This is a genomic window from Streptomyces sp. NPDC046831 (assembly GCF_040645305.1).
Classification (GTDB): Bacteria; Actinomycetota; Actinomycetes; order Streptomycetales; family Streptomycetaceae; genus Streptomyces.
Genome location: NZ_JBEYXZ010000045.1, coordinates 1 through 13,428 on the forward strand (window position 1 = coordinate 1; position 13,428 = coordinate 13,428).

A 13,428-nucleotide genomic window follows, 5' to 3' on the forward strand; every position below is an offset into this window, starting at 1 on the left:
GTCTCCGACGTGAACCGGTCCCCCGTGAGCTGCATACCATCACCCGAGTCACCCGCGAACCGGATGATCACCCGGTCCAGACGACGGACGTCCTTGATGTGCACGGTTCCCCTCTCCTTGGGCTCCACGACAGTCGCAGCGGACACTATGCGGCTCGGGGAACGCCGACCCAGCTTCTGCTCCAGCCCGCGTCCGACCTTGGCAACTCCCCCAAGGAGCTGTGTGAGGCTCTAGACGTCGCTGTCGTCGCCGGTGCGGGCCGCTTCGGGGCGGCCGTTGAGGCGGCCTTCGGCCTTCACCGGAGCGGGCAGGTGCACCGCCGGGGAGATGCCGCGCAGGGCGAGCCGCCACACCTCGGCGACCTGGGCCGCGGGGCGCGTGCGCTGCTGGTCGGTGCTCTTCAGACCGCTGCGGATGTGCACCTCGGCCCCGGACACGAGGTGGGAGACGAGGTAGAGCAGCACCCGTGGATCGGTGCCCGGACACAGGCCGTGGCCGGGCACCCGGGCGAGGAGGTCCTCGACCACCGGGACCCAGGAGTCCGGCCAGGAGGCGGCGCCTTCCGTGCGCTCCCGGCTGAGCCGCGCGGCGGCCCGCACCGCCGGACTGTCCTCCAGCAGTCCGACGACCCGGACGGTGACCGCGATGACGGAGTCCAGCGGTGTCTTCCGGCCCCGGACGGCCCGCTGGACCGCCTCACCGGTGAGTGCGAGCCCGCGCAGCTGCACCGCGTCGGCGAGGTCCGCCTTGGTGCGGAAGTGGAAGGTCAGAGCTCCCATGGAGATCGCCGCCGCCGCACTGACCCGCCCGAGCGAGGTACCGTCGAAGCCCGCTTCGTCGAACGCCACACCCGCGGCCTGGATCAGGGACTCCCTGGTCCTGGCCGCTCTTTCCTGCTTCACCATTCCTAGCCTCCTGTGTCCGCGCACCCGAGTCGCCTCCCGGGAAACGTGGGTGGGCCGGGCGGCTGTCGTGTGACCCCGCGATGCCGGAACCAGCGCCCGTGACCACGGCGGCCCGGCGGCGCCCCGTACCGCCCGGCCACCCGGGTCCGGGGGTCGCCCGGACCACCGCCGCCCCCGGCGGAGCCCCGGCCGGCACGAGCCGACCGGCCGTCACGGGTCGACCGGCCGGCACGGGTCGCGGTCCCGCCTGGCCCTCCGGCGGTCCCCTCCCGAGGGGAGGGCCCGGACCACCCCGGTTCAGCTTCTGACGGCCTGAAGCCCGTCACCACGTCAACTTCCTATAGAAGCGCGGGCTTTCCCACCGCCTTCACCCGTTTGACGGCGCTTCGCGTGAAAGCCGGCGCGCACTCCGGCAACTTCCCGAAGTCTCATCGCACCTGCCCCCCTCTTCAAAAACAAAGAGAACGCTCGCTATGGTTTGGGGGACGGTACGTAGCGGAGGGGAACGCACCATGGCCGAGCAGCACCTGAGCCTGTCGCCGCAGTTGAGCGACGACCCGCTGACCAGCTTCGCCGAAGCCCTCTTCGGCCACCTGCCGCGCGCGGACCAGCGACGGTGGGCCCACGGCTACCTGCGGGGGCTGCTCACGACGCCGGGCAAGAAGTCGGTACGGCGCCTGGCCGGGGCCATCTCGACCTCGCCCACCGCCTCGCAGTCCCTGCAGCAGTTCATCAACGCCAGCCCGTGGGACTGGGACCCCGCCCGCGAGGAACTGACCCGGGTGGCGGAGGACCGCATGACACCCGCGGCCTGGACCGTCACCACCGCCGTGCTGCCCAAGCGCGGCGCCCACTCGTGCGGTGTGCACCGCCGCTTCGTGCCGCAGGTGGGGCGCACCATCAACTGCCAGCTGGGCGTGGGGGTGTTCCTGTCCTCCCACGGCACGCACCTGCCGGTGGACTGGGACCTCGTGCTGCCCGAGCAGTGGTGCCAGGACGAGCGGCTGCGCGAGCGGGCCAGGATTCCCGGATCCGCCCGGCACCGGCCCTTCTGGAGGCACGTCCTGGACCTCCTGGACGCCCTCGCGACCCGCACCTCCCGGGCGCCGGTCCCCGCGGTGGTCGACATGAGCAGGCAGCCCGGAGCCACCCAGCTGATCAACGGCCTGAGCCGGCGGGGACGGGACTTCGTCGTGTCCGTGCCCTCCAGCCTCCAGGTGCTCCCCGTGGCCCCCGGGTCCGCGCCGGCCCCGGCCGGGCCGGCCGGGGCCGGCGCGGGGGTGGTCAGCGTGCAGCGCCTCCTGCAACGGCACAGCACCCGGCACCTGCACGCCGCGGGCTCGCACCCCGGCCAGGGCAGCGCCCGCATCCTGTCCGCCCGGGTCCGCGTTCCCGACGGCACGCACACCTACCGGCTGTTCGCCCAGTGGTGCCCCACCCGCCGGACGCCCGCCCGCATATGGATGACCAACCTCCTCGACGAGCGCATGGGCCGCCTCACGGCTCTCGCCGGTCTGGACTCCGGGGCGGACGCGGCGATGCGCCGGCTGGAGGAGGAGTTCGGCCTGCTCGACTTCGAGGGCCGCTCCTACCCCGGCTGGCACCACCACATGACCCTCGTCTCGGCGGCCTACTCCTACGGCCGCCTCTTCGCCGCGCCGGCCGACGCCCCGGCCCTCGGATCGGCTGCCGGATCCGCCGTCACACCGGCCGTCGGATCCGCCGTCGAGTCGCTGCCGCAGGCCGTCTGACGCTTCACCCCTCCCCGCGGGACGCACCGCCCGGGTGCCCCGGCCGCAGCGATCGCCCGGTACGGCGGCACACGCCACCCGTACCGGGCGAGGGGTGCCGCACCGGAACCGGCCGCCGGGCGGTCCTCCCGGACCGCTGCCCACCGCCGGACCACGGTGCCGCCCTCACACGCCGCCGGACCGCAGCGGCGCCCTCACACGTCCTCGCCGTACCGCAGCGGCGCCCCCACCCACCCGCCGTCACACCTTGGCGGCGCCCTCGTCCCGCCCGCCGAGGTGGGAGACGTACCAGGACGCCGCATCCGCGAGCCGGGCGAGCGGCCCGGGGCCCTCCGGACAGCCGGTGAGACGCCAGACGTCCTCGCTGCGGTACCAGTGGTCGAGGGCGAGCAGGGAGAACTGACGCTCGCTCATCCGGCCGGGGACCTCCCGCAGCCGCCGCAGGCAGTCCTCCCAGGGCAGGTCCTCCGTCACCTCCGGGAGTACGCCGAGCGAGGCCAGCTCGGCCATCAGGGCCGCGTTGCTCACCGGCCGGGGATGACTGGCGTGGTGAACGCCCGGCGGCGGGGCCCCGGGCGCGGTGGCCATGGTCACGATGAGCCGGGCCAGGTCGCCGACGTCGACCAGGGACAGCAGACCGCGCCCGCCGTCCCAGCGGGCGGGCACCCGCCCGACCAGTTCGGCCAGGGCGGGGACGACCCATCGGTCCCCTCTGCCGAGCACCAGACCCGGCCGCAGCACGGTGCCGCCCGCGGCCAGCATGTGACGCTCACCCTCGAGCCGGGTGGCGCTGGCCGCGGAGACCGGCGCGGGTTCGATCTCGTTCACCCTGAGCCCGCTGTGCGGGCCGGCTCCGTAGACCGCGGCGGTGGACAGATGGATGACGCGCTCGACGCCGCAGCGCCGGGCCTCGGCGGCGAGGGCCTCGGACGCCCGGACGTTGACGGCCTCGCAGACGCTCGCGTCGCCCGAGGTGCGCGCGGCGAGGTGCACCAGGACGTCGGCACCCTCCAGCGCCCCGGCCGTCGAACCCGGTTCGGCCAGGTCGGCCGGGACCCACGACGGGCCTGCTCCGGTGCCGTGCCACTGTGCGGGCGGTGTGCGCACCAGGGCGCGCACGGCGCCGACGCGTCCGGCCGCTCGGGCCCGGAGGAGCCCGTCCAGCACGGCCGAGCCGATGAATCCGGTGGCCCCCGTCATCACCACGCGCGGCGGCCTCACACGGCCACCGCCGCCTCGTCGCCGGGGATGACCAGCCGCTCGACGACCTCGGCCGGCGCGAGGGCCGGCAGCAGGCAGCGCCACAGGGCCGCTATCAGCTCCGGCAGGTCGGCCCGGTCGCTGGCCACCTGGGACATGATCTGCGTGCCGGTGAAGCTGGCGACCACGACCCGTGCGAAGTCCGCCACGTCGACGAAGGGGTGCAGCTGCCCCTTCTCCCGCGCGCGCACCAGCTCCTGACGGAACTCCTCGATCCAGTACTCGTAGATCGCGTACTCCTGCAGACCCGACTCGTTCTGCTCCACCGCCAGCCGGACGCCGGCCCGCAGGAGGATGTCGGTCTGCAGCTGGACCGCCAGATACCCGGTGGAGTCCAGGAGTTGCTGCAGGCCCGGCTCGGTCTGCGGGAAGTCGAGGTCGGCGGCCTGCTCCAGGATGACGGCTCTGGCCAGGTCCTCCTTGGACTTGAAGTGGAAGTACATCGCCCCGGCCGTCAGGCCGGCCCGGTCGAGGATCTTGCTGATGCTCGCCCCGGAGTACCCGGTCGCATCGAAGACCTCCGCCGCCGCTCTGAGCAGCTGTTCCCGTGTACGGAGAGCACGTTCCTGCCTGCGCTGCGCCACCGACTTCCTCGGAATCTCTCGACAAACAAAAAGAACGACCTCTATGTTATCCGAGCACCTCCCATCAGGCCACGTCGGCGCCGTTTGCATCTCAGCAGCTGGAGGAAAGCCCGCATGTCCGTTGACCTCGCACACGTTCGCTTGTCCGAAATACCGGTGATTGTCCCTCAGGTGTACACGCACAAGCTCGACGCGTCCGAGGTCCTCCTGCGCCACTGGTGCCGCACGGGCGAGGACTCGTTCACGGTGTCGGCCCACTGGCCCGCGGAACACGCCTTCTACGTCGGCCGACCGGGGATGCACGACCCGCTGCTGCTGTGCGAGACGGTCCGTCAGACCCTCCCCCTGCTGTCGCACGGGGCCTACGAGGTCCCCCTCGGACACCAGCTGCTCTGGCGCGACTTCGACTGGAACCTCGACCCGGCCGGCCTGCGCCGCGACGGGTCCGACATCGAACTGCGCATCACCTGCACGGACGTGAGGCGCCGCAAGGAGCGCGCGTCCGCCGTGGCGATGAGCGTCGAGGCCGCGCGCGACGGCGTCCTCGTCGGCACCGCCCGGACGAGCTTCACCGTCCAGGACCGGACCGTCTACGAGCGGCTGCGCCGCGAGTACGCCGACATCGCCGGTCTGCGGGTGATTCCGCTGACCCCGCCGGTTCCGCCCCGGCAGGTGGGCCGGGACAGCTTCGACGACGTCGCCCTCTCCCCCACGGACGCGGCCGGGCGCTTCCAGCTGCGGGTCGACACGTCGCACCCGGTCCTCTTCGACCACCCCGTGGACCACGCGCCGGGCATGCTGCTGCTCGAAGCCGCACGCCAGGCCGCGCTCGCCGTGACGCAGACGCGGGCCGGCACGGTCGTCGGCATGGACACCGTGTTCACCCGCTACGCCGAACTCGACGCCCCCTGCTGGATCGAGGCCTCCGTCCTCCCCGACGGCCCCGACGGCCGCCGCAGGGTGCGGGTCACCGGCGAACAGCAGGGAAGTAACGTTTTTTCAACCGTCGTGTCCGTCGCTGCCGCAGCCGGCGTACCTGCCGTTTCCGCCGTGCCCGCCGTGCCCGCCGTGTCCGCCGCGTCCGCCGCGTCCGGGAACTGACGCGCCCCGCGGGCCCGCCGCCCTCGGTCGCCTCCCCGGCCGGCCAGGACGGCGGCCCCTCCGGCCGGCGGCGGCCCGGCGAGCGTGAGATGCCTGACGTCCGGCTCCGCCGGACGCCACGCCCCGGCCCGGCCCGTCGTCCGTCACGGCGCGGCGTTTCCGGGGGCATGACGGCGCGGTTTCGGCAGCGCGGTGGCGTGGCGGGGCGGTTTCGGCGGCGTGGCCGGAGACCGGAGCACTGCCCCACGGTCACGTCCGCACGGTGAGACGCCTCAACCGGCACCCCGGTGAACGCGACGCGGGCCGTTCGGCCCCGGCCCCGGCCCCGGGCGGAATCCACCCGCACCCGCGACACGACCGGCCGTCGGCTCCGCCCTGACTCCCCTGCCGGGGCCCAGACCTCAAAATGGTTGCGCACCAGGCCGGTGGCGCCGTCCCGCACACCGCACCCCCTCCCGGAGAGGTACGTGTGATGCAGCTGCGTGACGCCTTCCGCACGACCGCCCCGCAGACGCCTCCGGCCACGGCGGTGGGCGCGTGGCTGCTGCGACCCGCCGGGCCGGTCGCGGTCGCGGTCCTCGCCGCCGTCCTGCTGGCGCGGGCGGCGTACGTGGCCGTCGCGTTCCGGCAGGGCGGCATGGACAACGCCTTCGTGGTGCACGCCGGGCAGGTCTGGCTGGACGGCCGCGCCCCGTACGCGGACCGGCGCTTCCTGTACTTCCCGAGTGCCGTCCTGTTCGCCGCGGCGCAGGCGGCGCTGCCCCCGCTCGTCCTGCGCGTGGCCGCGCCGGTGGTGTGCGTGGCGCTGGTCACCGGCGGCTGGTGGTGCGCCGTGCGGCTGTTCCGCGTGCCGGCGCGCAGCCGGTTCGCGGTGCTGGGCCTGCTGGGGCTGGTGCTGGTGTGGGCGCCGGTGGGCCATCTGCTGACCCTCGGGAACTGGACCGTGATCGGCGCCCTCGCCCTGCCGTCGGCGCTTCTGCTGGCGGAGCGGGGGCGGTGGGACGCGGCCGGGGCGGTCCTCGGACTGTCCGTGGCGGTGAAGCCGCTGCTGCTGCCCGTGGCCCTGCTGCTGGTGCTGGCCCGGCGCTGGCGCGCCCTGGCCTGGATGGTGGCGCTGCCCGCGGCGTTGTCCCTGGGCATGGCCCTGCTGATGCCGGACCCGGCCGGGTTCCTCACCCGGACGCTGCCCTTCCTGCTCCAGGGCGGCGACGCGCTGATGCGGCCGTTCGACTGCTCCCTGCTCGCGGTGCTGCCGCGCCTCGGGGTGCCGCCGGCCCTCGCGCGCCTGGTGGGTCTCGCCGCGGCGGCGGCCGGCGTGGTCTGCGCGTGGCTGCGCTGGCGGCGCGCCGACCCCGGACCGGCGCGGCTCGCGGACACGGCCGCGATGCTCATGCTGGCGTCCTACCTGGTGTCCCGCCCGTCCTACGAGCACTACCTGGTCGCCGTGGTTCCGCTCCTGCTGGCCGGTGCCCTGGAGGCGGGTTCGGTGGCGCGGTCGCCGTGGTTCTGGACCGCGCTCGTCCCCCAGGTGCCGGAGTTCGCGTTTCCCCATCTCGAGGCGTCGACACGCAGGGCGTTCAAGGACGCGTTCACCCTGACCGTCCTCGCGGCGGCCCTGGCCGTGCGGTGCGCGCGGGCGCCCGCCCCGGAGCGGGCGCCCGCTCCAGCTGAGCGGAAGTCCGGCGACCGGCCGCCCACGCCCTGACCAGGTGCTGTCGCGCGAGCGGCCGCTGCCGCACGGGCACGCTCCGGAGAACGAGGCCGGTTCCGCGCCCGGCGGGCAGGCGAGGAGGGTTGCGCGCTCCCCGGCCGCGCGGGCGGCTGGGAGGGGCTGGGTTCAGGCGCCCTCCGGTGCCCACCCCTGGCGCCGCAGCACCGCCGACACGTCCGGCGCGCGGTAGTGCTCGCCCTTGAGCACCTTGCCGTCGGCGCGGCGGGCGACCCGGCCGCCGGGGCCGAGCTTGGTCATGTTCGAGCGGTGGATCTCGGCGATCACCTCGTCGAGATCGATCCCGTGCACGAGGGCCGTGCCGTAAGCCACGTACACGACGTCCGCGAGTTCATGGGCCAGCCGGTCGAGCGGGCCGGTGACGGAGACCTCGGCCACCTCCGCGGCCTCCTCGGCGAGCAGCTCACCGCGGTGCGCGGCGAGCTCCGGCGACACCTCCGCCGGCGTGCCGCGGGCGTCCAGCCCGAAGGCGCGGTGGAACTCACGGACGAGATCGGCGGGGGAAGAGCTCATACGGCGAATGTAGCGACCGGCCCGGGCACCGCGGGAACGGCAGGGACGGTCCCCGGCCCGCCGCCGGACGACCGCTCCGCCCCGTCCCGCTCCCCCGCGTCCGTCACCGGCAGGTGAACGCCCGCGCCCCGGCGCTGGCCAGCCCGCGTCCCGGCTGGCAGGATCGCGCGCATGTCCAAGCTGCTCCCCCGTACCGGCGGGCGCCGCGCCCTGCAGGGCGCGGCCGCCGGCGTCGTGGCCCTCGGGTTGCTGCTGTGGTGGCTGCTGCCGCTGGGCGAGGACCCGCCCGCCGGGACGGTCACCTTCAGCACGGGGGCGCCGCGCGGCGTCTACCAGGAGTACGCCACTCTCCTGCGCACCGAGTTCGGCAAGGACATGCCGCATCTGAACGTGCGGATGCTGCCCAGCGACGGCTCGCAGGAGAACGTCACCCGCGTGGCGACCGGCACGGCCGACTTCACGATCGCCGCGGCCGACGCCGTGGAGACCTACGAGCTGAACGGCCAGACGGGCGCCACCCGGCTGCGCGGTGTCGCCCGCCTCTACGACGACTACGTGCAGGTGGTGGTGCCGCGCGACGCGGGCGTGCGCTCCATCGCGGACCTGCGGGGCAAGCGGGTGGCGATCGGGCCGCCGGAGTCGGGCGTGCGGCTCATCGCCGAACGGGTGCTGAAGGCGGCCGGCATCGACCCCGAGACGGACATACGGCCCATGCCCGACGGCATAGACGCCGCACCGGGGCAGCTGCGGCGCGGCGAGCTGGACGCGTTCTTCTGGTCGGGCGGGCTGCCGACGGACGGCATCAAGCAGCTGGCCTCCAAGCTCCGCATCCGGTTCGTGCCGATCGAAGCCGGCCTCGTGGCCAAGCTGCACGCCGCGGGCGGCGCCACGCGCTACTACCGCGCCACCAACATGCCCGAGTCGGCCTACCCCACCGTGCAGAACGGTCTGACCGTGCCGACCATCGCCGTCTCCAACGTGCTGGTGACCCGCGAGGACGTGGACCCGAGGCTCACCGAGTGGATCACCCGTACGGTGATCAAGAGCCGCGACGGCATCGGCGCCCACGTCCACTCCGCCCAGCTGGTCGACCTGAGCACCGCGATCTACACCGACCCGCTGACCCTGCACGAGGGCGCGAAGCGCTACTACCGCTCGGTCAAGCCGTAGAGCGGGCGGGACGGGGCCGGCGCCGCCGACGCGCGGCCGGCCCCGACCGGGCCCGCGACCGGCACACGGGACCGGTCCCACCCACCGGACGCGAAGGCGGCCGGTACGGCTCAGGGACCCGGCCCCGACCGGGGACGAAGGGACCGGTACGGCTCGGCACCGCCCGGCCGCGGTCGAACACGAAGGGCCGGTGCGGCCCCGGTACAGCGACGGGTCCCAGGAAGGTACTGACGAGCCGGTGGCGACGAGCCACGTCCGGCCCGGTACGGCTCAGGACACCCCCGGTCCCGACCGCGGCACCGTGACCGTCACCTTCAGGCCGTGCGGCTCGTGGTGGCCGAAGACGATCGAACCCCCGCCCGCCGCGAGCAGCGCCCGGGAGATGGACAGGCCGAGGCCGGAGCCCTTGACGTTCTGGTGGTGGCCGCTGCGCCAGAACCGGTCCCCGACGCGTGCGAGTTCCTCGTCGGTGAGCCCGGGACCGCGGTCGGCCACGACGATCGTGGAGGTGTCGCCGTTGGAGGAGACCGTCACCTCCACGCACTCGCCCTTCGGCGTGAACTTCACGGCGTTGTCGATGACCGCGTCCAGCGCGGACGACAGCGCCACGGGGTCGGCCCACGCCGTGGTGGCCGGGCAGGTGCCCACCAGCCGCACCCCCTTGGCCTCCGCGGTGGGCGCCCAGGCCGCCACCCGCTCCTCGACCAGCGCGCCGGCGTCCGTCAGCCGCAGGTCCGCCTCGGCGTGCTCGGCGAGCGCCAGGTCGAGCAGGTCGTCCAGGACCTGGGCGAGCCGCTTGCCCTCGGTGCGCACGGAGGCGATCTCCGCGTTGCCCTCCGGCAGTTCCAGAGCCAGGAGTTCGATGCGCAGCAGCAGGGCCGACAGCGGGTTGCGCAGTTGGTGCGAGGCGTCGGCGACGAAGGCGCGCTGCTGCTCCAGCACGTCCTCGACGTGGTCCGCCATCTCGTTGAACGACCGCGCCAGCCTGCGCAGTTCCGGGGGCCCGCCGGCCACCGCAACCCTGGACTTCAGCCGGCCGGTGGCGATGTCGTGCGTGGTGGCGTCGAGGATGCGCACGGGCCGCAGCACCCAGCCGGTCAGGCGCAGCGCCGCGCCGACGGCGAGCAGCATCGCGGCGATCTCCCCCGCGCCGATGACCAGCCAGCCGTGCAGCGTCCGCGACCGCAGCTCCCCGGTCGGCGAGTCGGTGACGACGACCGCGACGACGTCGCCGTCCCGGATGACGGGGGAGGCGACGACGAGGCGCCGCCGCTGCCAGGGCCAGACCTGCTCGGGGTCGTGGCTGCGCCGGCTGAGGAGCGCCTCGTCGAACGCGGCACGCACCTCGCCCTCCTGGGGGAGGATCCAGTTCGCCGGCGCGTTGGCCATGGGGGTACCGGTGCGGTAGAAGACGCCGGCCCGGATGCCGTAGACCTCGTAGTAGCTGGCGAGCTCGCGGCCGAGGGTCTCGCGGCGCTCGTCCGGGACGACGGACTCGGAGCCGGTGGGCCGGTCGGCGACGAACTGGGCGAGGGCGGCGAAGCGTGCGGTGTCGTCGATCCGGTCGACGACCACCCTCTGCTGCCGGCCCGCGGCCACGCTCACGGCGAGCGGGATGCCGAGGGCCAGCAGCACCGCCGCCATGAGGACGATGAGCAGCGGCAGAAGACGCGCGCGCACCCGTGCCCGCTACGCGACAGCCGGGGCGACGAGGCGGTAGCCGACGCCGCGTACGGTCTCGATCAGCGCGGGCATCCGCAGCTTGGAACGCAGGGACGCCACGTGCACCTCCAGGGTGCGGCCGGTTCCCTCCCAGCTCGTGCGCCACACCTCGCTGATGATCTGCTCCCGGCGGAAGACCACGCCGGGACGCTGGGCGAGCAGCGCCAGGAGGTCGAACTCCTTGCGGGTCAGGGGGACCACGGTGCCGTCCACGCTGACCTGCCGGGTGGGCAGCTCGATGCGGACGGGGCCCAGACGCAGCACGCTGTCGGCGCCCCCGCTCACGTCCTCGTGCGCGGCACGCCGGCTGACGGCGTGGATGCGGGCGAGCAACTCCCCCGTGTCGTACGGCTTCACGACGTAGTCGTCGGCGCCGAGGTTGAGGCCGTGGATGCGGGAGCGGACGTCGGAGCGGGCGGTGACCATGATCACCGGAGTGCTGGTGCGTTTGCGGATCTTGCCGCAGACCTCGTAGCCGTCCTGGTCGGGCAGGCCCAGGTCGAGCAGGACCACCCCGAAGCAGGCGCTCTCCGGGACCAGCGCCCGGAGGGCCTCCTCGCCGCTGCGGGCGTGCGTGACGTCGAAACCGTGCCGGGCCAGCACCGCGGACAGGGCGGCGGCCACATGGTTGTCGTCCTCGACGAGCAGCAGTCTCATCCCGGCCCCCTCCGGTTCATCGGTCGTACGATTTCGCTGTGCAGACGACGCACCCGCACGCGTGCGTGAAGGCAGTCACGCCGATGGAGGACGACGGCGTCAAGAGGGTCGCCCCCGCACACCGCTTCCGTTACGCAGCCGGTACGTACCAGGACGTCCGTACTACGACGGGTGTCCGATTGCTATCGGATCGTGATGCTCAGATTCCCCTCAGATGTAATGACGCAGGTCGCACGGGGAATCTACTGTCCTCCGAAACCGAGGAGGACGGAGCCTGAAAGCGATGACCGAAGTATCGGTGGCCAAGCAGGAGGTGGCCTCGACCGGCGATCTGGTCGTCCTGAAGAGCGTCAACAAGCACTTCGGCGCGTTGCACGTGCTCCAGGACATCGATCTGACGATCGCCCGTGGCGAGGTCGTCGTGGTGATCGGGCCCTCCGGGTCCGGGAAGTCCACCCTGTGCCGCACCATCAACCGCCTGGAGACCATCGACTCCGGCACGATCACGATCGACGGCAAGCCCCTGCCCCAGGAGGGCAAGGCGCTGGCCCGGTTGCGCGCCGACGTCGGCATGGTCTTCCAGTCCTTCAATCTCTTCGCGCACAAGACCGTGCTCGAGAACGTGACCCTGGGCCAGGTCAAGGTCCGCCGGTCCGACAAGAAGAAGGCCGAGGAACGGGCGCGGGCCCTGCTCGACCGGGTCGGCGTGGGCGCGCAGGCCGACAAGTACCCCGCGCAGCTCTCCGGCGGTCAGCAGCAGCGCGTCGCCATCGCGCGGGCCCTGGCCATGGACCCGAAGGTCATGCTGTTCGACGAGCCGACCTCCGCCCTGGACCCGGAGATGATCAACGAGGTCCTGGAGGTCATGCAGCAGCTCGCCCGCGACGGCATGACCATGATCGTGGTCACGCACGAGATGGGCTTCGCCCGGTCGGCCGCCAACCGCGTCGTCTTCATGGCCGACGGCCGGATCGTCGAGCAGGCCACGCCCGACCAGTTCTTCAGCAACCCGCGCAGCGACCGGGCCAAGGACTTCCTGTCGAAGATCCTGCACCACTGACGGCCGCGCCGCCCCCGGCCGTCCGCCACCCCGGTCCGCCCTCCGCGGCTCCGGCCCCGGCGACCTCGTCGTCCGCCACCGACGCCTCCGTCTTCTCACCATTCGAAGGATGTGCACCATGAAGCTTCTCAAGGTCACCGCCGCCTCGGCCGCCGTGCTCGCCCTAGCCGTCACCGCGACGGCGTGCGGTTCGAGCGACGACAAGGACAGCGGGTCGTCCGGCGGCGGCAAGACGATCAACATCGGCATCAAGTTCGACCAGCCCGGCATCGGCCAGAAGACCCCGCAGGGCTACTCCGGCTTCGACGTCGACGTCGCCACCTACGTCGCGAAGAAGCTCGGTTACGACAAGGACCAGATCCAGTGGAAGGAGGCGAAGAGCGCCGACCGCGAGACCATGCTGCAGCGCGGTGACGTCGACTTCATCGCCGCCTCGTACTCGATCACCCCGGAACGCCAGCAGAAGGTCGACTTCGCCGGCCCGTACCTGCTGGCCCACCAGGACGTCCTGATCCGTGCCGACGACAACTCGATCAAGGCGCCGTCCGACCTGAACAACAAGAAGCTCTGCTCGGTCACCGGTTCCACCTCGGCGCAGAACGTCCACGACAAGCTGGCGCCCAAGGCCGACCTGCAGCAGTACCCGACCTACTCGGCCTGCCTGGGCGGTCTGCAGAACAAGGCCGTCGACGCGCTGACGACAGACGACTCGATCCTCGCCGGCTATGCCTCCCAGTCGCAGTTCAAGGGCAAGTTCAAGCTGGGCGGGCTGAAGATGACCAACGAGAACTACGGCATCGGCGTCAAGAAGGGCAGCGACCTCAAGGGCAAGATCAACAAGGCTCTCGAGGACATGGTCGCCGACGGTTCCTGGGACAAGGCCGTGAAGGCCAACTTCGGTCCCGCGAACTACCAGAACGAGCCCGCGCCGAAGATCGGCGACATCAAGAGCTGAGTCAGCGTCCGTCGGGTGCGC

The 13,428-nt window shown here is 72.9% G+C and carries 12 protein-coding genes; 6 read left to right on the forward strand and 6 right to left on the reverse strand.

The genetic code is table 11. The features are described 5' to 3' along the window. Positions 1-230: 230 nt before the first annotated feature. Positions 231-905, reverse strand: coding sequence for a TetR/AcrR family transcriptional regulator (locus ABZ920_RS27605; protein ID WP_361510507.1), 675 nt, complete (start codon positions 903-905; stop codon positions 231-233). 512 nt (positions 906-1,417) lie between these two features. Between ABZ920_RS27605 and ABZ920_RS27610 the strand changes: the two genes are divergently transcribed. Next, the gene (locus ABZ920_RS27610) at positions 1,418-2,656 is read left to right on the forward strand and encodes a transposase (protein WP_361510510.1); all 1,239 of its coding nucleotides are present in this window, start codon (positions 1,418-1,420) and stop codon (positions 2,654-2,656) included. Between the two features lie 240 nt (positions 2,657-2,896). Here the strand turns inward: ABZ920_RS27610 and ABZ920_RS27615 are convergent, their stop codons facing one another. Together ABZ920_RS27615 and ABZ920_RS27620 are read right to left on the reverse strand one after the other, a co-directional pair. Beyond that, on the reverse strand, positions 2,897-3,856 hold the full coding sequence (locus ABZ920_RS27615) for an NAD-dependent epimerase/dehydratase family protein (RefSeq protein WP_361510611.1): 960 nt from the start codon (positions 3,854-3,856) through the stop codon (positions 2,897-2,899). 17 nt (positions 3,857-3,873) lie between these two features. Beyond that, positions 3,874-4,500, reverse strand: a complete 627-nt coding sequence (locus ABZ920_RS27620; RefSeq protein ID WP_361510513.1) for a ScbR family autoregulator-binding transcription factor — start codon at positions 4,498-4,500, stop codon at positions 3,874-3,876. A gap of 171 nt (positions 4,501-4,671) precedes the next feature. On the opposite strand from ABZ920_RS27620, the gene ABZ920_RS27625 reads away from it, so the two are divergent. Continuing rightward, complete coding sequence (locus tag ABZ920_RS27625; protein ID WP_361510516.1) at positions 4,672-5,601, forward strand: ScbA/BarX family gamma-butyrolactone biosynthesis protein; 930 nt, start codon at positions 4,672-4,674, stop codon at positions 5,599-5,601. Positions 5,602-6,073: 472 nt separating this feature from the next. Then, positions 6,074-7,306 (forward strand): glycosyltransferase 87 family protein, encoded by a 1,233-nt coding sequence (locus tag ABZ920_RS27630; RefSeq protein ID WP_361510519.1) that lies wholly within the window; start codon positions 6,074-6,076, stop codon positions 7,304-7,306. A 132-nt stretch (positions 7,307-7,438) separates the two neighbouring features. Here the strand turns inward: ABZ920_RS27630 and ABZ920_RS27635 are convergent, their stop codons facing one another. After that, positions 7,439-7,843 (reverse strand): MazG nucleotide pyrophosphohydrolase domain-containing protein, encoded by a 405-nt coding sequence (locus ABZ920_RS27635; RefSeq protein WP_361510522.1) that lies wholly within the window; start codon positions 7,841-7,843, stop codon positions 7,439-7,441. A gap of 171 nt (positions 7,844-8,014) precedes the next feature. On the opposite strand from ABZ920_RS27635, the gene ABZ920_RS27640 reads away from it, so the two are divergent. Further along, positions 8,015-9,013: a TAXI family TRAP transporter solute-binding subunit gene (locus ABZ920_RS27640; protein ID WP_361510525.1), complete on the forward strand. Its 999-nt coding sequence runs from the start codon at positions 8,015-8,017 to the stop codon at positions 9,011-9,013. 270 nt (positions 9,014-9,283) lie between these two features. On the opposite strand, the gene ABZ920_RS27645 is transcribed toward ABZ920_RS27640, so the two are convergent. Beyond that, entirely contained in the window at positions 9,284-10,693 is a 1,410-nt protein-coding gene (locus ABZ920_RS27645; RefSeq protein ID WP_361510528.1) for a HAMP domain-containing sensor histidine kinase, read from the reverse strand. A 9-nt stretch (positions 10,694-10,702) separates the two neighbouring features. Then, on the reverse strand, positions 10,703-11,392 hold the full coding sequence (locus ABZ920_RS27650) for a response regulator transcription factor (protein WP_361510531.1): 690 nt from the start codon (positions 11,390-11,392) through the stop codon (positions 10,703-10,705). 283 nt (positions 11,393-11,675) lie between these two features. Between ABZ920_RS27650 and ABZ920_RS27655 the strand changes: the two genes are divergently transcribed. Both ABZ920_RS27655 and ABZ920_RS27660 read left to right on the forward strand, forming a co-directional pair. Next, positions 11,676-12,452: an amino acid ABC transporter ATP-binding protein gene (locus ABZ920_RS27655; protein WP_361510534.1), complete on the forward strand. Its 777-nt coding sequence runs from the start codon at positions 11,676-11,678 to the stop codon at positions 12,450-12,452. A 118-nt stretch (positions 12,453-12,570) separates the two neighbouring features. Beyond that, positions 12,571-13,407: a glutamate ABC transporter substrate-binding protein gene (locus ABZ920_RS27660; protein WP_361510537.1), complete on the forward strand. Its 837-nt coding sequence runs from the start codon at positions 12,571-12,573 to the stop codon at positions 13,405-13,407. The last annotated feature ends 21 nt before the right edge of the window (positions 13,408-13,428 follow it).

Coding starts and splice junctions, on each gene's coding strand:
- ABZ920_RS27605 (WP_361510507.1), bottom strand. CDS start 905: ATGGTGAAGCAGGAAAGAGCGGCCAGGACCAGGGAGTCCCTGATCCAG.
- ABZ920_RS27610 (WP_361510510.1), top strand. CDS start 1,418: ATGGCCGAGCAGCACCTGAGCCTGTCGCCGCAGTTGAGCGACGACCCG.
- ABZ920_RS27615 (WP_361510611.1), bottom strand. CDS start 3,856: ATGACGGGGGCCACCGGATTCATCGGCTCGGCCGTGCTGGACGGGCTC.
- ABZ920_RS27630 (WP_361510519.1), top strand. CDS start 6,074: ATGCAGCTGCGTGACGCCTTCCGCACGACCGCCCCGCAGACGCCTCCG.
- ABZ920_RS27635 (WP_361510522.1), bottom strand. CDS start 7,843: ATGAGCTCTTCCCCCGCCGATCTCGTCCGTGAGTTCCACCGCGCCTTC.
- ABZ920_RS27640 (WP_361510525.1), top strand. CDS start 8,015: ATGTCCAAGCTGCTCCCCCGTACCGGCGGGCGCCGCGCCCTGCAGGGC.
- ABZ920_RS27650 (WP_361510531.1), bottom strand. CDS start 11,392: ATGAGACTGCTGCTCGTCGAGGACGACAACCATGTGGCCGCCGCCCTG.
- ABZ920_RS27655 (WP_361510534.1), top strand. CDS start 11,676: ATGACCGAAGTATCGGTGGCCAAGCAGGAGGTGGCCTCGACCGGCGAT.
- ABZ920_RS27660 (WP_361510537.1), top strand. CDS start 12,571: ATGAAGCTTCTCAAGGTCACCGCCGCCTCGGCCGCCGTGCTCGCCCTA.